This window comes from Alteromonas sp. 5NS40-0096 (assembly GCF_057544385.1).
The window spans coordinates 845929-870524 of record NZ_BAAJLQ010000002.1; the positions used below are offsets into that span (position 1 = coordinate 845929).

Genomic DNA, 24596 nt, shown 5'->3' on the forward strand with positions numbered 1-24596 from the left:
TAGCTCCTGTCATTAGATTCAGGTAAGCTAAACCCTAAGATAAAATTGGCGCAGTAAACATGTACGAAAGTTATTACGGACTTAACTCGAAACCTTTTCAGCTAACGCCTGATCCCGCGTTTTTCTTCGCAAGTAAATGGCACAAACGAGCAATGTCCTATTTGCAGTATGGACTGTCACAGGCTGAGGGGTTTATCGTTATCACTGGAGATATCGGTACCGGCAAAACGACAATAGCAAATAGTTTGCTGGCGGATATCGAAGACGATATTTTTGCCGCGCAGATTGTCACACCAAAACTCAACCCAGATGAACTGGTTAAAATGGTTGCCGCCAAGTTTGAGTTGGATGTTGCCGGTAAAACCAAAGCGGATATTCTCAAAGACTTAGAAGTCTTTCTGTTTGACTTAAGCAAGCAGGGCAAGCGTGCTTTGTTGCTAGTGGATGAAGCACAAAACCTTCCATTAGAAACGATAGAAGAGCTGCGCATGCTTTCGAATTATCAGCAAGCCGGTAAGCCCTTACTTCAAAGTTTCTTACTGGGGCAAGAAGAACTACAACCGATTTTACGTGCTCCGAATATGGAGCAGTTTAGGCAACGTATTGTCGCATCGTGTCATCTGGCTCCGCTAACAGAAGATGAGATGAAGTCTTACATCGAGTACCGCATGCACCAAGCGGGATGGAATGGCACCTCTTTGTTCTCTGATGAAGCCTTCTCATCGATTTATAAGTTTACCCGCGGCGTACCCCGTAAAATCAATACCTTGATGGATAGAGTGTTGCTTTACGGCTTCTTAGAGGAGTTGGAATCACTCGATGAAGCATCGGTAACTGCCGTCATTGATGAAGTGAAAGAAGAAATGTTCGTCCCTGATACACCAGCGGTAGCTGACAGTTCAGAGGAAGGCGTTGAGGGAGCGCATACGCCGGACGGTGTGAAGCCTGCTTACACCCCAAGCGGTAACGAAATAAAAGATGCCGAATACTACAAGGCTATGCTAGGAGAGCTGGTCGATGCGCTAGATGATGCCATTAGCCATAAGATCAAACTAACCCAATACATTGATAAAATATTGAAGAAAAAATATCGAGCGTATGTCCGCTTGAAAGATGAAAACGATTAAGCATTGTTAATGAGAAAAAAGCAGGCGAGAGCCTGCTTTTTTGTCTGAATTACTCGTAGCGGTAAGTGAGCCCGATACTAACGCGGCGATCGCTCAGTAGCTGCCCGCCTCCAACATTTAAATCACCGTCCCTATCAGTGTATTGAAATTGTAGGTTAGCGCTAAGTGATTGGCCCAATTCTCGAGAGATTTGTAGGCTGCCAACTATGCTGTCATTTTCACCATTGCCAAGCGTTGCCGAACGCTGAGCAGTCTCACCGTAGTCTAATCTGCCATCAATAGTCGTATAGCGTCCTATAGAGTAAGAGGCTTGTATTCCAATATTATAGATACGTTGCTGACGATCAATTTCGACAGACTCATTGAATCCATATTGTCCAGACAAGGATACATTTACCCGTTTGCCTTGATATCCTACTTGTGCATTCAAAGACTTTCGAATGATAACTTCATCATTGATATCAGTATTGATAGTAGAGAATTGAACAAACTGTTCACCTGACTGAAGTTCATAATTCAAGCTATTTGGTTGAAAACACGCACTCAATGCTACATTCCCGTCAGCACAAACAAATACGCCAAGGTTTTCGGGATTCGCAATCAATCTAGAGAAACTTGTCACTTCTTCATTGTACGAAACCTGGCTTCTGAATTTTTTACGATTGTGCCTGAAGGTAGCTCGTCCAGAGTCGCCATAAAAACGTTTGCCATATTCTCCAGAAAAAGATGTCCTTGGAGAGAACGCCCAATTCACCGACACGCCAACAAAGGTTTCAGCATCAGAATCTTCAAATTCTGAATCGCTGGTGTTAACGGTCAAAGTGATAAAACGATTTTCGCTTTGACGGTAGGACAAACCAGCGCCGTAGCTATTGAACTCTCTGCCTTCAGAGAAAATGTCTGAGTTATCTGAAATTTGATTCGCTTCATGACGTAAAGAAACATTAAAAGCGAAGTTTTCAATAAAGACCCAATTGAAACTGCCTTCGCCCGAGCGAGATGCAAAATCACCAAGGTTACCCTGACTCCTGTCGGTTGACTGATAAGTCCCATCTATTCGCCAGAAGAAAATTTCTGCATCTGCAGCGTTTTCTATAGAACCCTGCGTCGAGACAGAGTCATTATCTAGATTTACATTTGGAATTAACTCGGATTCCTCAGCCGCTGTATCTGAATAGGAAATAGTGCCTTGAGCTTGAAACCACGGCGTATTCGGGAGGCGCATAGTCGCAGAAAAACGATTCGAGCGGGTTTTTGATAGCTCTCCTGCATTGAGTAAAAAGTCATTGATGAAGGCGCCGTTAGTCGAAATATTTTGATAGTTTAGTGCGCCATTAGCCGAAAGCGTAAGCAAACTGTCAAAGGGCGACCATGAAGCGGAGTATAGATATTCTCCAAAACTATCGCTTCTCTCAATATCATCAAAATCTCTATCTAGATAACTGTATTTACCCGACCACCGACCTTGAAATGTTTTCGTTCGATATTCTGCATTGACCGTGGGAATAACCTGAAACGTCGACACATCCTCAAACTGATTAAGGCTTGCGTCGTTGCTGTCTATGGTTTGAAAAATTGCGTCCGTACTGACACCCGCAGTCACTTTGAGCTCGTTTGCATTTGTATGACTAACATGGCCAACTGCAAACAAAACTGCTACAGATAAAAGTGAACGCTTGTATTTTAATTTATTGATTTTAATCGTTTCTTTCAGCGTAGTAGTAACCATAATACCCAGTTCCATCGGCATCGTTATTGACTGATTTATTTACGACAAAGCCAATTGCCATATCGGGATTTAATCGTTCAACCGCATGTTTGATGTCGGACAATTTTGACTTGCCCTCTTCTGTCACAACCACGGCTTGGCCTGCAAAATTGGCGAGTATTGCCGATTCGTTGATACCAATGAGTGGTGGCGTATCAAATATGACAATTCTGTCTGAGTAGCGATTAGCAAACTCATCAACGGTTTCATGCATTTTTTGACTTGCCAACATTTCCGTAGACAGATGATGTGATCGCCCAGCCGGGATAATTTTTAATTTATCGATATTTGTCGGGTAGATGACATCCGCCACATCTTCCACATCGCCGACGAGATATTCCATTAGACCGGGACGTTTCTCCAACTGAAGGGTATTTAAAACGTTAGGCTTCAGGACATCTGCATCCACCAGTAGTACGGTCTTATCCTGCTCTGCTGCGATACTTAAAGCGAGGTTAGTTGCGGTAAATGTTTTGCCCTCTGAGGGACGACCGCTAGTGACCATGATGATATTGCTGTTGTTGAGTGTGTTTGATATTGGACCAAACGCATTCGCCAATAGTTTTCGCTTTATCTCACGGTATTCTTCATTAATTTGGCTACGTTTAGAGCGAATAGAAACATGGCCTTTGTCTTCTAACGAGTCCAGGTCTAGTTCATAGGGTGGTTTGTCATTAGGCGCAGCAGACTTTCTCGGTTTGGGCTCTTGTGGCTCAACCGTACTTTCGGGTTTTACCACTATGTCGTCTGTCGGTTGCTCGATTTCGTTCTGCGCAGCTTGCTCTTCTGCCTGTTGCTCAAGCTTCTTCTTCGCCTCTTTTTGGCGCTGAAGTGCCTTTTCAATTGTATTGCTCATTTATACAAACCTCTCCAGCAAGTTGACATTTAACAATTCTGCTGCGATCAATACAACATACATAGCAATGATACACCCTGATGACAGAGCGAATACCAATACTCTGTTTCTGTTTTTCTTTTTAATGTCATCGAGATTTAAGTGACTAACGGCACCCCAAACAGGATAGGGTGTTATCACAGAAAGTTGCTTAGCCCTTACTAATATTGGCGTTAACTGACTCACTAGAAATGCGATTGCGATACCCGCTCCAAATCCAATGACTAGTACTGCAGTATAAAAGATTATCCGTGCCGGCCCTGAAGGCTTTGAAGGCAATAAAGGTGGCTCGATTATTCTAAATTGTAGGTCCTCAGAGGTAACATCTGCACGGCGGCTTAAATCGGCCGACTCTCTTCTTGCCAACAATTCCTCATACTTCCGTTTTGTAATGTCATAGTCTCTATTGAGCGACGAAGATTCGGCTTCGACTTGTGGTACTAAATCAATTTTGGCTTCTAGTTCTGCAATTTTGTCTACAAAGTCTTCTTCTTGTACTTTCAACGAGGCAATATCACTTTCCAACCGACTAATCTCCAAAGAGATTTCCTGGTTAAGCGAGCTCATTGGAGCAGAGTCTTCATCAGGAGACGCTGTCAAAAACGCGTCTATTTCGCGTTGACGAGCGGTCTCTAAATTTTCGAGGACGCTCTTGGTTTCAATTACGTCAGGGTGAAAATCAGTAAACCGCAGTTGAAGTTGGTCGAGTTGTTCCTCTAAAGACTTTATCCTCTCATCGTATCGGGTTCTCAATACAGGTGTATCAGCACCCTCAACAACACCGTTGGAAGCGGGTTTGGAGCGCTTTGAAATCTGTGAACGAAGCGACTCGACTTGCTGCTGAGTTTGCTTAATTTGGAGCTGAGTTTTTTCCAAATTGTTGTTTAGGGCTTGGAGATTCGCGTAAAACGTCCCCTGTAATGGCAAGATATCACTGTATTGACGTTTGAAATCAGCTAGTCTTTGTTCTGCTTCTGTCAGTCGAGTTTCATATTCACCGATCTGTTCACTTATAAAACGTTCAGCTGTATCCGTATCTCGCCTATTGTTGCCCAACGATCCTTCTACGAATAAATCTAATGTTTCTTGAACAACCGTTTGAGCGATAGACGCCTCTTTGTTTTCGTAGCTGATGGTATATATATTGTCTCTACCAGTTGAACCAAGCCTTATTGACTTTGTAAGATCCCTTACCAAAGTGTCAAACTCGTCTTCACTATTTGTCGTAATGTCGAGATCGGATTCCCTGGCGATAGTCTCTACGTTACTTCTGCTGAGTAACGTCTTTGCCATCATCTGGATTTCTTGTTGAGGGTCAGTTTGAATAGCAAGCCCTCTCAATAACGGTTGCAATACCGAGCGAGTATCGACGAAAACTTGCGCTTTAGACTCATAAACGTCTGGCAGCGTTGAAACGTACATAAATCCGATAGGGCAGATCAGCCAAGAGCAGATAATAACGTAACGTTTTTTTATCCAGATACCACGAATATAGTCGAGTACTTGAATCAGCGTTTGCTGTAAATCCTGCATGTTTTAATTCTTTTAATTGTTTTTGGAGTTTAGAACCAAGCTTCAGGGATGATTACGATATCACCTGGTAGCATATCGACATTTTTAGAAATATCTCCCTTTCTGACCAAGTCGTCGATGCTCAAGTCATATGATACTTTTTGGCCGTTAACTACTCGAACGAGTTTTGCGTTGTTGCCGCTAGCGAATTCAGTTAATCCACCCACAGCTATCATTAGGTCGAGTAGTGTCATGTGCTCTGTATAATTGATGGCACTGGGATTTAGCGCTTCACCAATAACACGGACCTGCTCACTTAGCGGGCCACCAAAATTGTTGACACTAACCGTGACTCTTGGATTATTGATGTATTTGGACAGTGCTTCTTCGATCTCTCGCGCCAGCATTGTGGGAGTGCGACCCGCAACGTCGATGTCCTCAACCAATGATGTGGTTAATTTGCCATCTGGTCTGACAACAAAGGAGCCGGAAATTTCCGGGTTACGCCAAACAAAAATAGTTAGGCTATCACCTGGGCCAATGAGATACTGGTAATTGTTAACGTCTGTCGTTAAAGACGATTTTGTTGTTGCTTCTGGCAGCGTATTGACGCTGCAACCACTCGCCATCAAACCAAATAGCGTTGCCGCTAAAACCTTAGTGCGCACATTTTGCATGAGACTCAGTCCTGTGATCTACAAACCAAAACTTTGATTTCTAAGTTATAACATTATCCAAAGTATATCGCTATTTAACGTCATAACTGACAATTAGTCTATCTCAATTGATATTTTTATCATATGATATTTGCGCTGAGATTAATCTTATTAAAAACGGACAGATAACTAAGCTATGGCAGTAGCAAAAAATAGACAAAACAAGCGCTCAAATGCACTAGTTGTGACAGAAGCCTTACTCGTATCATACGTCGGCTACATCACTAGTTTTATACTCGTACAATTACAAATTATTGCGCAACCTAGCCTCGAACAGCTCTCTATCAATATATTGTTGCTGACGTTGGCAGTACTGGTTTGCTCTTTGTCCGTTGGTCTTTATGAGGCAAAACTAAGGGAAACGTTCAGAGGAATCATCAGGCGGATCTTCGTCAGTTTAGGCATCAGTTATTTTGTCGTTGAAGTAGTAACGTCTGCACTTTTCAATGAGTTGAGCATGCATACGTATTATTTGCCGGTTGCTATCTCTCTCAATATTGTCTCGTTGGTTTTCTTCCGTTACTTCACAAACAAACTTGGGCTTTTGGGCTTGGGCAAAGTGCGATTAGTAGTGCTTGGAGCTGGTGAGCGAGCTTCGATTATCGAAAAACGAATGCGTCGTGACGTTGATAGACTCGGGTTTGAACTCCTAGGCTTTGTTCCAATCCCCGGCGACAACCGAGAAGAGGGCATTCGCAAAGAAAAAGTAATCCACGTTAAAGTCGATGAGAATTTCAGGAACTTCATCACTGAGAACGAAGTAGAAGAGATCGTTATCGCTTGCGACCAGAGACGTGGTACATTGCCTATTGATGTTTTGTTTGATTGCCGATTGCGCGGTATCGAAATTACCGATTTGCTCGATTTTATGGAGCGAGAAACGGGTCAAATTGCCGTCAATCTTATGTATCCAAGTTGGGTAATCTATTCAAACGGGTTCCATTCTCAAAACTATCTACGAGACGCTTTAGATTACTCAATCAATGCATTCCTAGCGTTTTTTGTTCTCATTTTCGTTTGGCCATTCATGCTCATCACCGGAATTATGATTTGGCTAGATGATGGAAGGCGTACCGGCGTTTCTGTTTTTTACAAACAGGAACGAGTCGGCTTGAATGGTAAGCTTTTCAAAATCATTAAGTTTCGGAGTATGAGACCTGATGCAGAAAAAGACGGAGCTAAATGGGCGTCTAAAAATGATGACCGTGTCACTCGCATAGGCCATTTTATTCGCAAATACAGAATTGACGAATTACCTCAGCTGTTGAACGTATTTAGGGGGGAAATGTCTTTCATTGGTCCTCGCCCTGAGCGCCCGGAGTTTGTAGAACAGCTCATTAAAGAAGTGCCTTATTACAACCAAAGACATAATGTTAAGCCGGGACTCGCTGGCTGGGCGCAACTCAATTATCCGTACGGTGCGAGTGTCGAAGATTCGATGGAGAAACTAAAGTTCGATCTTTATTACGTTAAACACCAAAGTTTACTGCTTGATATCCTTATTTTAATAAGAACAGTAGAAATAGTGCTATTTGGCAAAGGGCGATAACAATGAAGTTGGACAGCCGATTAAATGCAATGACAGTCGATGTAGAAGACTATTTTCAAGTCTCTGCCTTCGAGGGGGTGATCGACAAAGCGAGTTGGGATGCTCAACAGTTACGCGTCGGTCAAAATACGCATCATCTGTTAGACTTGTTTGCTGAACATAATGTCAAATCCACGTTTTTTACCCTAGGCTGGGTAGCAAAGCGCTGTCCGGACGTTATAAAGCGGATAGTTGATGAAGGACATGAGCTTGCAAGCCATGGTCTTGAGCATCAACGCGCAACTACTATGTCGCGAAGCCAGTTCGAAAAAGATGTATACGACAGTAAAGCAATTCTCGAAGACGTCGGAGGCATAGCGCTTAAAGGTTATCGAGCGCCAAGCTTTTCAGTCAACGACTCAAACTTATGGGTATATGAGGTGCTTGCCGAACAAGGCTTCGTATACTCTTCGAGTACATACCCCATAGAGCATGATTTATACGGCGTACCTCAGTGGCCTCGCTTTAAATATCAGCGAGAAGAAGGGATTATTGAAATCCCAATTCCAACTATCCACAAAAAAGGAAAGAATGTAGGTATTGGCGGAGGCGGATTTTATAGGCTTTACCCATACTGGCTATCCAAGAAACGCATTATGGACTTTATGCAATCAGAGAGCGAACCCTACAGCTTTTATTTTCACCCTTGGGAAATAGATCCTGAGCAGCCTTATATCAAAGATGCGAACTGGCGTTCTAAGTTCAGGCACTACGTCAACCTTTCAAAAATGGAAGCTAAAATCAAAATGCTGTTAAAGGATTTTAACTGGGTGACAATGTATGACGCTTACATCAAGTGACACGCCTGAAACCTTCCAAAAAGTTACTATTACTCTAAAACAGCAAATATTATCTTTGTTACTTGCTGCGCTATGGATAATAGCTTATTTCAGTACATTTGAACGTATTGTGTTCACTTGGTTTGAATCGACCACTTTTGAACACGCCGTTCTTATTGCTCCTATTGCATTGTGGCTTGGTTACAGAAAGCGTTTCGCGTTTAGCCTTGCGCGCCGCAAAAAACAAGACGCTTTCCTGGGTTTAACAGGTCTGCTATTTACTGTGTTGGTTTATGTTGTTGGTAAACTTTCATTGATCAATGCGCTGCAACAATTTGCCTTGATGTCGATGCCTCTATTCTTAATTTGGGGCGTTTTTGGCTTTGTCACGCTTCGTCATTTACTCTTCCCGCTGTGCTTTTTTATTCTTTCAGTGCCTTTCGGTGAATTTTTAATTCCCCAATTGCAAGAGGTGACTGCTGATTTAACAGTCGTAATGCTCAATTTATCAGGCGTTCCTGTTTACAGAGAAGGCTGGTATTTACAGATTCCCGAGGGACTATTTCACGTAGCTGAAGCCTGTAGCGGGATCAGATTCTTGTTTTCGACAGTAACAATTGGCCTGTTGATCGCGCATTTAGAAATCCGCTCAAGACTGAAACAATTCGTATTTTTAGTCTGTGTTTTGATTATTCCTATCGTAGCGAATGGAATGAGAGCTTTTATCATGGTCTACATTGGCCATGTAAGTAATATGGAAGCGGCAGTTGGCTTTGACCATCTTGTTTACGGGTGGGTATTTTTCTTATTTGTGACTGCGCTAGTTATTATGTTTTCAAAGCTATTTTACGATCAAAAAGAACTACCCAAGGTAGGCGACGAAGAGTTCAAGTTACAAATACCGAAAAAACGCCTATTTATCGGTGTTGTGATAATTGGGCTGGGGCCGGTGTTTATGTCTGCGTTTAGCAGCTATCAAGCCTCTGCATTGTCAAGTGCCAATACTCAAGATACAAAGTCTAATTCAATTACCCCATTCTTTGACTGGGAGCCAGTCTACTCTGGCTATGATTTGTATAAATCTTCACAGATTGTGATTGAAGGTCAACCCGTAATACTCCACGAAATTGTATATCTGACTGAGGGAGATGAGAAGGAACTGCTGACCTGGAGCAATAGGCCATACGATCCTGAAAAATGGTCAGTGGCCAAATCTGAAACCGGAGTGCACCGAATTGACGATAAAAAGCTGTACTACCGATATTTGGAGCTCAAAGATGGTATGGGTAGATCAGTGAATGTGGTTTACATGTGGAAAGTGAGCGGACAGTTTACGTCAAAACCGCTGGCCGTAAAAAGCTTACAGTTATTTAGTAAACTAACTCTTGATGACTTTGGTGGTATAGCATTATATGCTGCTACTACTGGAGACGTTCCAAAAGAACGTTTAGTCGAAGCACTTGTACAATTACAACAACAAAAAAGTGAGTGAACACGTGGATATTTCGGTAGTAATTCTATCCTTCAATTCAGAAAAACACATTGGGAAATGTTTAAGTGCGCTTCATGAAACCATTAAGAGTGCGGCACTAGAGGCGGAGGTCTTTGTTGTTGAAAACGGCTCAGTAGACGATTCTCTAACATGTATTAATGGCTTTCACGAACAGTTCGGCGATTCGCTGAACGTAATTAATCTCGGTAAAAACACCGGGACTACGTATTCTCGAAATCAAGCGCTCAAACAAGCATCGGGAAAGTATGTGTTGGTACTGGACTCGGATGCTTATGTTAACGCTGAAGCACTAAATAGACTAATGGACTATCTCGACGAGAACGAGCACGTTGGCCTTGCGGTACCAAAGATCACTTATGCATCAGGCAATTTCCAACTTTCCTGTGATAAGTTTCCTACATTGTGGGGCAAAGCAAAGCGCTTTTTGTTCCTGAAAAAAATGGAACAAAAACCTAGTGATTTATCTTTGGTGGCTGAGCCGCTATCGGTGGATTACGCGATCTCAGCCTGTTGGATGTTACCCAAAAACGTTGTTGAAAAAGTAGGCATGTTAGACGAGAACATCTTTTATTCGCCAGAAGATGTCGATTATTGTATTCGCGTCTGGCAAGCTGGCTATCAAATTCATTATGTTCCAGATGTGTCGGTTATTCATGATGCACAAGAGCTATCCCGTGGTTTTAAGCTCAACAAATTTCATTTCTCGCATTTGGCGGGTATCTTCTACCTCATGAAAAAACACAAGTATTTTTGGGGGTTAAACGGACTATACAAGCGAATTCAAAGGAGATAACCCAGTGTGTGGGGTAGTAGCTTGGATTAAACCGATATCGAGTGGAAATGTTGACGAGGTGGCATTGCGAGCAATGACCGCGTCACTTCGCCACCGCGGGCCAGATGGAGAAGGGTTCTACATTGATGAGAATGTGGGGCTGGGACACCAACGTCTCTCTATTATTGACGTGGAAAAAGGGCATCAACCGATAGTTCGCGATGGTGTTGTGTTAAGTTACAACGGAGAGATATACAACTTTCAGCAGTTGAAACAAGAGTTGGAGTCGCTGGGGCATGAATTCAATACGCACTGCGATTCAGAAGTATTGTTAATCGCTTGGAAGGAATGGGGCTCGTCAGCGGTAAAAAAATTGCGAGGTATGTTTGCCTTTGTCATTTTTGATAAAGCCAATAATATGTTGTTTGCCGCGCGAGATAGACTTGGGGTCAAGCCGCTGCATTGGACGAAGACGACTAGTGGCGATGTTGTCTTTGCGTCAGAGTTAAAAGCCATTACACAGCACCCGGAAATTGAAAAACAGCTCAACCCAGAGGCTATTGAAGACTTTTTTTCATTAGGTTATGTCGCTGACCCAAAGACCATTTTTAAAGACGTATATAAATTACCTCCGGCACACTTCGTCTGCATTAATCTTAATTCCACCGATTTTGAGATATCACCAGAATGTTATTGGAACATTGAAGATTTTGTTTCAGACGATATCACTAATGCCGAAGATATCGCTGCAGATTTTGAAAAGCTGACTGAAGAAGCAATCACCATGCGAATGGTGGCTGACGTACCTTTGGGGAGCTTCCTTTCTGGTGGGATAGATTCCTCTGTTATCTCGGCGGTAATGCAAAAACACAGCGTTAGTCCTATTAATACATTTTCCATAGGATTTGACTTATCAAAATATGATGAGTCATTTTACGCTAAGCAGCTCGCGTCAGAGTTGGGGTTCAAGCATCTAAATACGAATGTGTCCATCAATGATCTTACCTTCATGGATCAACTAATAGATATCTATGATGAGCCTTTCGCTGATAACTCTGCTATTCCAACATTTATTCTGTCAGGCGTAGCTGCACAACATGTAAAAGTGGCTTTGTCAGGAGATGGTGCGGACGAGCTACTGTATGGTTATCGCAACCATAAGATGCTCTGGGTTGAGGAGAAAATCCGACACTGTTTACCAAGCTTTATTCGAAGTCGAGCTTTTGGGTTGTTAGCAAAATTTTATCCAAACTTTAAAACCGCACCCAAATTTTTACGAGGAAAAACCACGTTAAATGCATTAGCGGGTAGTGCGATAAACAGTTATCACAATGCGATATCGATTACCCAGCAATCTTTACTAGCGGAGCTTTATTCAACAAGCTTAAAAGCGCAGCTCAATGGCTACAGTAGCTTGTCTTTATTCAACAACATTGCCCAACAATGCAAGAGTAAAGATAAACTTAAGGCGATACAGTTAATTGATTTTAAAACTTACCTTGCGGGCGGTATTCTCACAAAGGTCGACCGAGCAAGTATGAAAAACTCGCTAGAAGTTCGAGTCCCGTTCTTAGATCATCACTTGGTGGAACGGGCGCTAGCCGCATCACCTGCACTTAATATCTCTTGGACTCAGACAAAAAGATTGCTAGTTAACGGGTTTAAGCACCTATTGCCCAACTTTGTTACAAAGCGCAACAAAATGGGGTTCTCTTCTCCTATTGATGAGTGGCTACGCCAGGTCCCAAAAGAGTCGTTAAAAATTAAATTGTCGGAAGGCTCTTTGGCGCATACGGGTTTGTTTTCTATCGAAGGAATTCACGCGCTACTTGATGAGCACCATGAGCGTGGACACGAACATGGTATGACGATTTGGTCGCTTCTTATTTTCAATGCATTTTTAGAAAAACACTTTGGAATACAAAAAAAGTGAAAATACTGTATCACCATAGAATAGCCTCGAAAGACGGCCAATATGTTCACGTTGAAGAGTTGACTAACGCTTTTGATGAACTGGGCCATGAACTTTACTTTGTTGCGCCACAAGTTAACGAAAATGCAGATTTCGGCGGAGATGGCGGTTTTGTAAGTAAATTAAAAAAGGCGTTGCCAAAAGCACTTTACGAAATTCTAGAGCTGGCATATAGCGCTTGGGTGTTCGTTAAGTTAGTTGTGGCAATTTTAAAGTTTAAGCCAGATGTGATTTATGAACGCTACAACCTATACCAACCCGCGGGTGTATTAGCGGCCAAGTTGTTCAACGTCCCTCTGTTGTTAGAGATCAATGCTCCGTTAGTGGAGGAACGCGGAAAATATAGCGGATTGGCGTTAAAAGGGTTTGCCAAATGGATTGAGAATATTACATGGCGGGGTGCGACGCATTGTTTGCCAGTTACTGATGTACTAGCAGACTATATGCGTGAAGTATCTATTCCCGAGTCGAAGATCACGGTCATTCACAATGGAGTCAGACAGCTGTTTATCGATGAAATGATGCAGCATGACGTCAATGTGGATAAAAATGAAATTGTCATTGGTTTTACCGGCTTCATTCATCCCTGGCATGGCATGGATAAAGCAATAGAGGCAATTGCTGAACACAAAGAGTTGCCGTTGCGACTAGTTTGTGTGGGCGATGGTAATATTTTGCCTGACTTGCGAAAACAAGCAGAAGAATTGGGTATTTCAGAAAAAGTTGAATTTAAAGGACTTGTCACGCGAGACAAAGTACTGGATTTTGTTAAAGACTTCGATATTGCGCTACAGCCAGATGTAACTGCATATGCATCTCCCCTAAAAATGTTCGAGTATATGGCAGTAGGAGCGTTGATCGTCGCACCAAAAACCCCAAACATTCAGGAAATCCTCAGTGATGATACTGCGCTTTTCTTTGAAAAGGGTGATAAGACGGGATTCAAAGATGCGCTTACTACAGCGATAACTTCCTATAAGACTTTAGACTGCAAGCGCAATGCGGTTAAGCAGAGTGTGTTAGACAAGCAGTTCATCTGGCAGGAAAATGCCAGAAAAGTTATTAATTTGGCAAGGAGACTAGCAAATGAAACTAACGATTAGTCTTACTACACTGATGGTAGTACTTTTAGCTCTTGGCGGCGTATTTTTTTTGAAGGGTGACCCATCTATTTCGATTTGTAAGCCAAGTCAAACATCAACCCCTTACTGCAAATTTGTTGGTGAAACAACCAAAGTATATTTAAATAGTGATGGGCTAGGGTTAGTTTTTATAAACGGTAATATAAATATCAAGAGTGCAAGTGATTTCGGATATGTTATTTCTGCGGGAAACGCATTTGCGTTTGATATCAAGGATAATGAGGGACAAGCTATGTTTGAGTTGGCCGTGTTGGCTCACGAGCGCGGCCTTACGATAGAAGTTCATGCAAGAGAAACAAACAGCGGTTATTTATTGGCTGATAGGATTTGGATAAAGTAGGGGATTAGCTTTGTCATTGACTGCAATAGCATTTCTTGCCGCTTATTTTGGTTGTTTATTCCGAGCGTTTAGCAAAGATCCAAAATGGGGATTGTACGCTTATCTTTTGGCATTCTACGCGCACCCAGTTGGCAGGTGGTGGGGACAATCATTACCGGATTTGAGATGGTCCTTTTTGGCGGCACTCGCTACGCTCGCCGCGGTATTCTTCTCTAAGAAAAAAGAGGGTTGGCTCAGTTCGAAAGAATCAAAATATTACTTGGTTTTCTTTTTGTATCTGTTACTTCAATATTTTTGGGTTTTAAATAGTGCCTATCACACAATTTTCGTATTGTTGGTCGTCAAATACTTCATATTGATACTTTTAATACAGCAATGCATAAAAACCAAAGAAGATATTGTAGGTTTTGTTATTTGTAATGCCTTGGGAGCACTATATTTTGGGTACTTGGGATATTCATATGGTGGAGGAAGGCTTGAAGGGGTAGGTGGCCCCGGAGTTGAGTCTGCAAATGGGCTTGGGCAACACCTATCTATTTTACTCGTTGCTTCCTCATATATGCTTTTAATAAAGTTAGGTAAAATTAAGTATTTACTGCTATTTGCAATACTAATTATCTTAAATACCATAATGTTGACGGAGAGTCGTGGTGCACTTTTGTCGCTCGTTCTTACTGGCGTAGTGGCTATTTTTTTCGTGCCACCGAGTGTAAAAAAAGTCTTTTTCTCATTAGCCACACTTGGAGCCGTTGCTTTTGGGTTACTTTTGGGCCCGCAAATAATAGAACGTTTTAAAACAACGCAAACAAATAGTTTTGGGGAGATTCAAGATAAAAGTGCTGCGTCAAGATTAGTTATAATCAAAGCGCAATATGAGATATTCAAAGAAAAGCCATTAGTAGGCCAAGGGCACCGAACAACACTGATACTAAGTCCGTTGTATATTCCTCAAGAATACCTATCAAAAGTGAAAGCGGGAGAACAAGTTTTGCAAAGAAGAGCCTCCCATAACTTTCTGATGGGGATGCTGACTGACCATGGTATCATTGGAATAACATTTTATTGTTTGATTAGTTTTTCTTTGCTCAAGAGTTTGCTCCAAGTAAGAAGATTGATTAAATCTAAAGCAAATGTAGACAATGAATTGTTATTGATTCAGACAGGGCTGTGTTTGGGCTTCGTTTGCTATTTAATTGCTGGTATGTTTTCAAACAATAAAATTTTTGAGATTGCAGTTTGGCTGATAGCCTTAATACCTATAGTAAGTAAACTCACAGAACAATCGATGACTAGGGAACAAAATGCTAATTGATGGGCGCACACTTACCGAAAATCAAGTAATTCAAACAGATATCTGCATTTTGGGGGGCGGGCCTGCGGGAATTACCTTGGCAAATGAACTAAATGGAACAGGTTCAGATGTAGTATTACTTGATGCCGGAGGAGAGCAGTTTGACGCCAATGTTCAAGCCTTCTATGAAGCAGATAGTTTTCCTCGACATTATCCCGACCCGAAAATTTCAAGACTTCGTTTTTTAGGCGGAGCGAGTAACCATTGGGCTAACAATACTTCTCCCTTTTCACCAATTGACTTTGAAAAACGCGCGTGGATTGAGCATAGCGGCTGGCCAATCGAATATGATGATATTGCTCCCTACTACTTAAAGGCTGCAGAGTATTGCCAGACCGGAGACGACGGATATTCAAATGAAGTTTGGTTACCAATTATGGGATTGACCGACTTGATGACAGAAGCTAAGTTCTCTCGTCTTGGTATTGCTAAGGCATCATTACCTCCCACCCGGTTCTTCGCTTCTCATGGGAAACCTCTTATAGAAAGTGAAAACGTATTTTTGTACAAATATGCAAGTGTCGTCGATGTAGAGTTTGATGAAACTGAAAAACGTATCGTTGCTGCTACTTTTGCAACGTATAACGGCAAAAGACATAGGGTGGTAGCAGATCGATTTGTTCTTTCAATGGGGGGGATGGAAAATGCGCGTATGCTTTTGCTTTTCAACAATAAATACAATAACAAATTAGGAAATAGCAACGATAACGTAGGGCGATATTTTATGGATCATCCTACTATGAATGCTGCTCATCTTATTAGTGATGTTTCAAAACTGGACTCAATGAGTCGTTTCGATGGACAACGTTTCTTAGTTGCTTTCTTTGAATTAACGGAAAAAGCGCTGAAAGATGAAGAATTGATTAATCTCCGAATGCCAGTTGTTAGTGGAACTGAGTTCGGTATGTCAGATGGCATATCTTCATTTCACATAATGAAAAACGCTTTGACCAGAGGTGAATTACCAGAAGAATTATTTACTCATTACGGAAATCTGATTCTCGATGCCGACATGGTAATTGAAGCTATCGCAAGAAAACAGTTCGATACAAAAATCTTCGAAAGTGCAAAAAATAAACTGGGTTATCAAATACCGATGATGGTGGAACAGATTCCTGAGAGAGAAAATCGGATATACCTATCATCCAAAAAAGATGAATTGGGCTTAAACAAACTTTCAGTCGACTGGAGAGTTTCAGAGCGAAATCAAGAGTTAATGTGGAAGTCTCTTGAAATTTTTGCAAGGGACATGGGAATCACATCCCTTGGGCGATTGAGAATATTGAAAGAGCGAGCATCCAGACTTTTTGGGGATCAAACGGGGTTCGGACACCACCATATGGGGACTACACGTATGTCTGATACGCCAGAAGATGGAGTAGTAGATAAAAACTGCAAGGTTCACGGTGTAGACAATTTGTTTGTAGCTGGCTCTAGTATTTTCCCGACAGGAAGCCATGTGCCTCCAACGCTAACAATCTCTGCGCTGTCTGTTCGGTTAGCTGAGTTTTTAAAGAGTGGAGCATAAAGATGACAAGTAGAAGAAGCTTTCTTAAAACTGTAGTGGCAGCGAGCTCTTTGTCTGTTACAAAATGCTTTTCCCTGGAGTCATTATCAACTAGTGATGATCTTGACATGCTTACTTCTTTGTACGTGAGCTGGACAAATCATTTTAAGCAAACGCCAGAGAGCTTTATTGCCTCTTTGGGAAATGGGATCAATGACCCTTCTTTCTATAAAAGCAAAATAAAAAATGACTTTTTGACCGACGACATTTTTGAATTTGAAGGTGTGGTGATGAGTAAAACAGAGGCGGCCGGCATTTCTACACTTCTAAAGCTTTAGCAACTTGTAAATTAGGGGCTTTTTTAATTCTCATGGGCTGGAATACTCGTAAGCTCGATTGCAAAAAAAGAGTAGGACTTGAGAGGGCAAAGGGCAGCCTCTGTTACCTTAAAACTTAGCAATAACAATAGACTCTGCCTGCTTATGGAATAGAGTACAAATATAGTTAATAGGATCTTCTGAAAATGTGCGGGATATTAGGAACGCTAAACTATAGTAATACGGTTGATGAACAACGACTTGCTGCTATGCGAGATACCATGCCGTATCGTGGTCCGGACAGCAACGGAATTTGGGTTTCTGATAATACTCATTGTGGTCTCGCCCATTTACGTTTAAGTATTTTAGATCCGACTCCAGCAGGACATCAGCCTAGGGTTGAGGTTAAAGGGCGTTTCGTTATTTCCTACAACGGTGAAGTGTATAATTACATTGAAATTCGTGCAGAATTAGAAGAGAAAGGCTATGTCTTTGAGACAGGCACAGATACCGAAGTTATCCTCAGTGCTTACATCGAATGGGGTAAAGACTGTTTGAATCGTTTCAATGGTATGTTTGCCATTGCGATTTATGACAATGAGACTGAATCATTGTTTTTGGCTCGAGACCGTTTAGGAATTAAACCAGTTTACTATTATCAAGATGAGCAGGAGTTTATATTCGCTTCGGAAACCAAAGCGATATTGAAAGGCTTGAATTCGCTTCCTGAGCTCAACGTCGAATTAATAGATGACTACATGAGTTTTGGTTATATCCCTGGTGAAAAAACCTTACACAAGGGCATTAACAGGCTAATGCCAGGGCACTTTGCCATTGTTAAAGGACGTCAAATGACGATCACACAATGGTGGGATTTGAAGTTTAATAACACCGAAGACAAAGGATTCGATTATTACTTACAAGAAAGTAAACGTTTGCTAGAAAGTGCTATCGATTTGCGCCTGAGAAGTGATGTGCCGTTGGGTATTTTCTTAAGTGGTGGCATCGATTCTAGCGCAGTCGTCGGATTGCTTGCCGATAAGGTGAAAGAGCCGCTTAAAACGTTTTCGATAGCATATGACTTTGGCAAGAATTTTGACGAAACTCAATACGCTAGGATGGTAGCTGAAAAGTTTGGCACTGATCATCATGAGTTAAAAATAACCCCCCAACAGTTTGCTGACTTTATACCCGAATATATTCATTTAATGGATGAACCCGTTACCGAAGCTGCGGCTATTTCGCTCTTTTTCGTTTCAAAGTTGGCGAAAGAAAAAGTGACAGTTGCTCTATCCGGAGAAGGCTCTGACGAGATATTTGCTGGCTATGATCTTTACCAATATATGAACGTGTTGGAAAAATATCGCGGCATTGTTGGACAAAAGGGCACAGAACTCTTCGCCAGTGCTTCAAACACGTTGTTGGGTAAAAGTCATAAAGTTTCCAAATACTTAAATATGGCAACACAGCCTATTGAGCAACGTTACAAAGGTATGTCCACCTATCCCGATGCACAAAAAGAGGCGCTTTATCGAGAAGATTTTAAAGTTGAGCTAGAGTCGGCTAAAGCCGGCAGTGGCCATGGTGCGTTTTCAGCGCAGCTGTTCGATAAAACAAAAAGCAACGACCAACTCAGTAAAATGTTGTATTTCGACACGAAGACTTGGCTTGTGGATGACCTGCTAATTAAAGCCGATCGAATGAGTATGGCAACATCGGTTGAACTGAGAGTTCCTTTTCTTGACTACAGACTGGTGGAGTTTGCCGCAAGCATTCCCTCAAAACACAAAATTAGCAAAGGTGAAGGTAAATACCCATTGAAGAAAATGATGGAAGGTATTTTACCAAATGACATCATCTACCGAAAGAAAATGGGGTTCCCGACACCTTTAAAGCTGATGTTTCAAAATGAACTGCGAGAATATGCCCAAAACTTGTTGTTGGCACAAGATTCTCGTGTTCACAAATTCTTCAAAGAAGAACGAATCGCTCAGCTTATAGAAGAGCATAATGCTGATAAATATGATCATCACAAAACCTTGTGGCAATTGGTAGTGTTGGAAGAGTGGCTGAGAAGAAACGCTGGTTAGCATGAGTCAGACGATTTATCACCCACACATTGACGCTTTACGAGCATTTGCAGTGCTCGCCGTGATTGTTTTCCACGTTGACCACAGTTACCTAGAGGGTGGCTTTGTTGGCGTTGATATATTTTTTGTTATTTCTGGTTATCTGATTACCTCACAAATATTAACGGCGGTAAGTGAGAACCGGTTTTCGTTTCAAGATTTTTATAGTCGGCGCATAAAACGAATTTTGCCCGCTGCATTGTCGGTGATTTGTTTTACAGTCCTCATTACGCAATTTTTGTACTTGCCAGAAGATGCAGTAGATGTTGCATCTTCTGCTATTTGGTCATCTCTGTCGTTACCCAATGTCTATTTTTGGAAGTTCGCCGATACCAGTTACTTCGCTGCAAGTAGCTACACAGTACCGCTACTACATTATTGGTCGTTGGGAGTTGAAGAGCAGTTTTATTTCGTATGGCCTCTAGTGATAGTGCTCTTTTATAAGAGACTTAATGCCACCGCATTCTGTTCCTTGCTTGTGCTGACTATATTGTTATCCGCAGGGATAGCCGAGTGGCTAATTGAGTCTCATCACTCCTTTGTTTATTACATGTTACCTACCCGAGCTGGTGAGCTTTTAGTAGGCGGTGGGCTTGCCGCTTTTTTGCATTTCGGTTTTATACAAAAACCGAAAGAAGCGAGCTGGGTGTTTCCGGTATCATTTATTGCACTACTTTTATCTGTTTTACTGATTAATAAAGATCACACATTCCCAGGGGTTCTATTTTTACTACCGACATTAGCTGCTGCAGGTTTTATTTGGGGTGGATTCAATAATTCATCGAGTTTGGCAAAATGGCTGAACAATCGAGTAACGCTCTGGGTCGGCAAGATATCGTTCTCTGCGTACTTAGTTCATTGGCCGCTTTTGGCATTCTATCGCTACGGCTATGGTGAACCCACTCTCTTATTTCAGTTTATCTTAATTGTACTGATATTCGCTTTTGCTCACCTAAACTGGCAATTTGTCGAAGAGAGATTCAGACACAAGAAATTGCCATTTAGACAGCTATTTATCAAACAAGCTGTGGTTCCAATATTTTTAGTATCCATAGTCAGTACATGCGTTATCTATTCAAATGGCTTTGGGTTGAGAAATTTGAGTGCTCAGTATCAAAGCCAGCTGTTAGAGAGAATAAACAATGCGAAAGCTCCCAATTCATACAAGCATGTCTGTCAATATTGGCGGGTAGAGCACACCCATCTGATAGATGAGAACTGTGTGTCAGGCAAGGGAGATACTCCACGTGTTTTGTTGTGGGGCGATTCGAATGCCGCGCAATATATCGGGGTTTTAAAAAATATTGCGAACGAGCAAGGCTGGAGATTTAGAAACATTTCCCATGCAGCATGTCCTCCAATCTTCTCTGGATTAGAGAAGCTTTTGAAAGGTAAAAGATTCAGTGATTGTGTCAGTTCTATAAATTCCGTTAGGAATACGCTAGAACGTTACCATACGATAATCATTTCATCTGCATATCATTACTACTTGGAAAAAAATGATGCGTACCTCGATGATTTTTTCGAGGTATTAAACATACTAAGTAAAACTCACAAGGTTATTGTTCTGGGAAATGTTCCTGTCTTCGAACGATTTGATAGGCAATGCCATGCTAAAGCCATCTTGTACCCTTTACTCGATTGCGACTATGTTGCAGACACAAAAAAAATAGACTCAATCAATATGTCCTTGAGCAGCTTTTCCGACAATATCGAAAATGTATATTTCGCATCGCTTAATCATTGGCTGTGTGAAAACGGATGTTCTCCGTATTACGAGAATAAACTAATTTACTTCGATAGTAGCCATTTAGATGCAGTTGTTACTGAAGGAGTGAATATCCCTCCCGAGTTTGAATCAATGATAAAAAGCGGAGTACATCTTGAATAAACATCTATCTTTGTATTTAGACGTTTGGCGATTTGGTGCCGCTTTAGTCGTTTTTTTATCCCATATAGCATCTCAGAAAATTAGTGGTGGTTTGTTCTGGCAAACTAAGCAATTTGACCAAACTGCGGTTATGATTTTTTTTGTTATGTCAGGTTTTGTCATTTCGTACATATCATCGACTAGAGAAACGTTATTAAAAGACTATTCTATAGCCAGAATTAGTAGATTATATTCCGTTGTAATCCCAGCGCTTGTAATAACGTTTTTAGCTGACGCAATAGGGTATTACGTAGATCCTAACTTTTATACAAGCGGGCCTTGGCCTTTTGACGTCGACAATTCTCTCATCACTTACTCTCTATCATTTTTGATGATTCAAAATATTTGGGACCTAGGCTTAAATCCAGGTATCAACCAACCCTTCTGGTCATTAACATTCGAATGGGTTTATTACATTGCTTTCGCTTGTATTTTCTATTTTAAATCGTATTGGAAGTATTTGGGGTTCATAGTTATTTTACTGGTTGCAGGCCCTACAATCACTGCGCTTTTTCCAATCTGGCTGTTGGGATATTTTTTGTATCGAGCAATGTCAAGTACGCCTAAACGCCCTTACTCTGCGATCTCAGCAATAGTCTCTCTAGGCGCGATTGTGGTGATGGTTTTTTTAGGTCCCTTCATACGTGATATAGAATTTTCAGGACCGTTGATTGCTAGAAAAGAACTTTATGGCGATTATTTTGATGCAATATTGTTTTGTATACACCTATATTTCGCACCGTCTATGCTTCGTTATATAGGACCTATGCTGGAAAGGTTCGCCAGCGTAATAAGAAATGTGGCCGCTTGTACATTTGCTCTTTATCTATTCCACCGCCCTATAATCCAAATGATCGCAGCTATCTCGCCGACCGACCCAGAAAACACTCTCTATCGCGTGAGTCTAGTAGTTATCCCTTTGCTAATCGTTTTTACTATTGGTTATTGGGCAGAACAACAAAAAAGTAATTTAAAAAATGGTTTGAATAAACTTTATTTGAAGTTTCACAAGGAAAATGCATAGGTTATGCCAGCAAGCAATAGAAAAAAAATACTCGCAATCAGCTATTTGTTTCCGAATTCCGAGAAACCAAATCACGGCATATTTGTGTACAACCGATTAAATGCAATGGCGAAATACGCCGACATCACTGTAATTAATCCTATTCCTTGGTCTCCAATTCATCCATACGTAGAGAAATTCAAACACCTAAGCAAGGTGCCCAGTGTAACAAAGCGGGGCGAGCTAACGATTTACCATCCACGATATTTATCAATACCTGGGCACTTTAAAGCTATTGAAATTTCGACCTACCGTAACGCAGTAAAACGGGTTATTGCGGACATTGGCTTTGATTTCGATTTGGTTGATTTACATTGGACGTTTCCCGATCTACCTACCGGAGACTACTTAAGTAACAAGTATAATGTACCGTACCGAGTGACTTTAAGAGGGATGGAAGCGTTTCATGCTCAAGATGGCGATGTTCGTGAAGCATCAGTTGCGCGCTGTTTGAACAAAGTTGGCCGAGTTATTTCTCTCAGTACTGAGATGGCAAACCGAGCGATATCGATGGGGGTGAGCCAAGAAAAGGTCACTGTGGTTCGAAATGGTGTAGATACCGAAATGTTTTACTATAAGCCTGTTGGAGAGAGTAGGGCGCTTTTAAATCTGCCCAAAACTCAAAAGATTGTATTGGGTGTTGGCTCTCTTATCCATCGAAAAGGCTTTGATGTAGTCATTAAGTCCATGGCTGAAATTGAATCAAAAGAGGAACTGTTTCATTTCTACATATTAGGTTCCGAGGGGCCTGAAGGTGATTTTCGGAAGCAATTGAAAAAGTTGGTTAAGGACAGTGAATTAGATGATTATGTGCATTTTGTTGGGGCAGTTCCCAACGATAGTCTCGTCGATTGGTATAACGCCGCTGACGTGTTCTGCCTAGCAAGTAGAGGGGAAGGAAGCCCTAATGTGCTTACGGAAGCGCTAGCTTGTGGATGCCCTTCTGTAACTACTAACGTCGGTAGTGCCCCCGATATAATTGAGAGTGAAGAAAATTTGGGTGTATTGGTTGATGTTGACGATAGCCCTAATATGAGAAATGCCCTGTTGCAGCTTTTAGCGGATGGAAATGATAGGCAAAACCGTGCTGAAGTATTTGGGAAGTACACGTGGGATTGGTGTGCAAGACAAACATTTGATGAGTAATATACAGAATGAAAAATAAAGTTACAGATTCCACAACAAAAATATCAAAATACATTAAGCCACTGTATCAGCAGATTAGGTATGCGACTAATTCTTCGTCTAAAATTGTGGCTATATTTGGTTGTCAAAGGTCAGGTACAACCCTGTTATCTAGGGTGCTTGATTCTTTTTCCTATGCACGCACTTTCGGTGAATTTAGCTCTTTATCATCAGAATGTCCGAACAATATTAGATTGAATTCTTTGACGGATGTAAAAAGGGAGTTAGAAAAGGTCAAAGCTCCTCTAATTGTCATGAAGCCTTTGGTAGAAAGTCAAAATGCTGTTCAGATATTAGATGCCCTGGAAGAGGTCACGGGAGTTTGGTTGTATCGTGATTTTCTCGATGTGGCACTTTCAGACCTTAAAAAGTTTCCAAATACCTCTGGGCGCGGAAACTTGAACCCTATTCTTGAATGCAATGAACACAATTGGCGCTCTCAGAACGTACCCAAAGAGTTAGTTGAAACAGTGAAAGCGGTATATTCAGAAAAGCTTACAGAATTGGATTGCGCTTGCTTGTTCTGGTATGTGAGAAACTCACTGTTTTTCTCTCAGGGATTAGAAAAGCGTGACGATGTTGTTCTTTGGAAATATGAAGACCTTATGTTTGAACCAGAGAAACACTTTTCAAAGTTGTCTGCCAAACTGAAAATTGACGTATCGGATTATGACTTTTCAACGATTTTTTCGAAAACTTCTATTAGAAAAGAGAATAGTTCTAAGCTAAACAATGAAGTGGAGAGCCTTTGTGTAGAGTTAATGGCTAAGCTTGATGCATGTTGTGCTCGATAGGAAATTACTGTTTTGGGGGAACTTTTAAATAAGCAAACTCGGGTAATTTCAACTTAAATAATATTAAACATAAGTACACATTGTTAAGACAGCATTAGTAGAAACTAGTAGTATTCCCAATGTAGATAGCGTTCAAGTTTTGCTAATGAAAGCATGTCAGTATTTATCTACTAATTTTTGTTTTGGCTTTACGGTA

20 protein-coding genes are annotated in these 24596 nt (G+C 41.4%); 16 read left to right on the forward strand and 4 right to left on the reverse strand.

Annotated elements, in window-relative coordinates:
• Positions 1 to 59 precede the first annotated feature (59 nt).
• Positions 60 to 1127, forward strand: coding sequence for an XrtA/PEP-CTERM system-associated ATPase (locus AC27G9_RS09615; protein ID WP_487073485.1), 1068 nt, complete (start codon positions 60 to 62; stop codon positions 1125 to 1127).
• A 49-nt stretch (positions 1128 to 1176) separates the two neighbouring features.
• Here the strand turns inward: AC27G9_RS09615 and AC27G9_RS09620 are convergent, their stop codons facing one another.
• The 4 genes from AC27G9_RS09620 to AC27G9_RS09635 are packed head-to-tail and all read right to left on the reverse strand — an operon-like array spanning position 1177 to position 5979.
• On the reverse strand, positions 1177 to 2856 hold the full coding sequence (locus tag AC27G9_RS09620; RefSeq protein ID WP_487073487.1) for a porin family protein: 1680 nt from the start codon (positions 2854 to 2856) through the stop codon (positions 1177 to 1179).
• Positions 2825 to 3751, reverse strand: coding sequence for an XrtA-associated tyrosine autokinase (locus AC27G9_RS09625; RefSeq protein ID WP_487073489.1), 927 nt, complete (start codon positions 3749 to 3751; stop codon positions 2825 to 2827). Before AC27G9_RS09625 ends, AC27G9_RS09620 begins: the two co-directional genes overlap by 32 nt.
• Positions 3752 to 5323, reverse strand: a complete 1572-nt coding sequence (locus AC27G9_RS09630; protein ID WP_487073491.1) for an XrtA system polysaccharide chain length determinant — start codon at positions 5321 to 5323, stop codon at positions 3752 to 3754.
• A gap of 29 nt (positions 5324 to 5352) precedes the next feature.
• On the reverse strand, positions 5353 to 5979 hold the full coding sequence (locus tag AC27G9_RS09635) for an XrtA/PEP-CTERM system exopolysaccharide export protein (protein WP_487073493.1): 627 nt from the start codon (positions 5977 to 5979) through the stop codon (positions 5353 to 5355).
• Between the two features lie 175 nt (positions 5980 to 6154).
• Here AC27G9_RS09635 and AC27G9_RS09640 point away from each other — a divergent pair, with 175 nt between their 5' ends.
• The 15 genes from AC27G9_RS09640 (at position 6155) to AC27G9_RS09710 (ending at position 24400) form a co-directional block, all read left to right on the forward strand.
• Positions 6155 to 7567: a TIGR03013 family XrtA/PEP-CTERM system glycosyltransferase gene (locus AC27G9_RS09640; RefSeq protein ID WP_487073495.1), complete on the forward strand. Its 1413-nt coding sequence runs from the start codon at positions 6155 to 6157 to the stop codon at positions 7565 to 7567.
• A 2-nt stretch (positions 7568 to 7569) separates the two neighbouring features.
• On the forward strand, positions 7570 to 8406 hold the full coding sequence (locus AC27G9_RS09645) for an XrtA system polysaccharide deacetylase (RefSeq protein WP_487073497.1): 837 nt from the start codon (positions 7570 to 7572) through the stop codon (positions 8404 to 8406).
• Positions 8387 to 9877, forward strand: a complete 1491-nt coding sequence (gene xrtA, locus AC27G9_RS09650; RefSeq protein ID WP_487073499.1) for an exosortase A — start codon at positions 8387 to 8389, stop codon at positions 9875 to 9877. The genes AC27G9_RS09645 and xrtA overlap by 20 nt, the downstream gene beginning before the upstream one ends.
• A 4-nt stretch (positions 9878 to 9881) precedes the next feature.
• Positions 9882 to 10691 carry a glycosyltransferase family 2 protein gene (locus tag AC27G9_RS09655; RefSeq protein ID WP_487073501.1) on the forward strand — a complete coding sequence of 270 codons (810 nt, stop codon included), beginning with the start codon at positions 9882 to 9884 and terminating at the stop codon, positions 10689 to 10691.
• 4 nt (positions 10692 to 10695) lie between these two features.
• Complete coding sequence (gene asnB, locus AC27G9_RS09660; protein WP_487073503.1) at positions 10696 to 12603, forward strand: asparagine synthase (glutamine-hydrolyzing); 1908 nt, start codon at positions 10696 to 10698, stop codon at positions 12601 to 12603.
• Complete coding sequence (locus tag AC27G9_RS09665) at positions 12600 to 13745, forward strand: glycosyltransferase (RefSeq protein ID WP_487073505.1); 1146 nt, start codon at positions 12600 to 12602, stop codon at positions 13743 to 13745. Before asnB (AC27G9_RS09660) ends, AC27G9_RS09665 begins: the two co-directional genes overlap by 4 nt.
• Positions 13729 to 14124: a hypothetical protein gene (locus AC27G9_RS09670; protein ID WP_487073507.1), complete on the forward strand. Its 396-nt coding sequence runs from the start codon at positions 13729 to 13731 to the stop codon at positions 14122 to 14124. The genes AC27G9_RS09665 and AC27G9_RS09670 overlap by 17 nt, the downstream gene beginning before the upstream one ends.
• Positions 14125 to 14134: 10 nt before the next feature.
• A complete protein-coding gene (locus AC27G9_RS09675) occupies positions 14135 to 15436 on the forward strand; it encodes an O-antigen ligase family protein (protein ID WP_487073509.1) in 1302 nt (433 codons plus the stop codon).
• Positions 15426 to 17003, forward strand: a complete 1578-nt coding sequence (locus tag AC27G9_RS09680; protein ID WP_487073511.1) for a GMC oxidoreductase — start codon at positions 15426 to 15428, stop codon at positions 17001 to 17003. Before AC27G9_RS09675 ends, AC27G9_RS09680 begins: the two co-directional genes overlap by 11 nt.
• Before the next feature lie 2 nt (positions 17004 to 17005).
• Complete coding sequence (locus tag AC27G9_RS09685) at positions 17006 to 17320, forward strand: hypothetical protein (RefSeq protein ID WP_487073513.1); 315 nt, start codon at positions 17006 to 17008, stop codon at positions 17318 to 17320.
• A gap of 185 nt (positions 17321 to 17505) precedes the next feature.
• Positions 17506 to 19389 (forward strand): asparagine synthase (glutamine-hydrolyzing), encoded by a 1884-nt coding sequence (gene asnB, locus AC27G9_RS09690; RefSeq protein ID WP_487073515.1) that lies wholly within the window; start codon positions 17506 to 17508, stop codon positions 19387 to 19389.
• Between the two features lies 1 nt (position 19390).
• The gene (locus AC27G9_RS09695) at positions 19391 to 21319 is read left to right on the forward strand and encodes an acyltransferase family protein (protein WP_487073517.1); all 1929 of its coding nucleotides are present in this window, start codon (positions 19391 to 19393) and stop codon (positions 21317 to 21319) included.
• Positions 21312 to 22382: an acyltransferase family protein gene (locus tag AC27G9_RS09700; protein ID WP_487073519.1), complete on the forward strand. Its 1071-nt coding sequence runs from the start codon at positions 21312 to 21314 to the stop codon at positions 22380 to 22382. Before AC27G9_RS09695 ends, AC27G9_RS09700 begins: the two co-directional genes overlap by 8 nt.
• 3 nt (positions 22383 to 22385) lie before the next feature.
• Entirely contained in the window at positions 22386 to 23567 is a 1182-nt protein-coding gene (locus AC27G9_RS09705; protein ID WP_487073521.1) for a glycosyltransferase, read from the forward strand.
• Between the two features lie 8 nt (positions 23568 to 23575).
• Complete coding sequence (locus AC27G9_RS09710; protein WP_487073523.1) at positions 23576 to 24400, forward strand: sulfotransferase domain-containing protein; 825 nt, start codon at positions 23576 to 23578, stop codon at positions 24398 to 24400.
• The last annotated feature ends 196 nt before the right edge of the window (positions 24401 to 24596 follow it).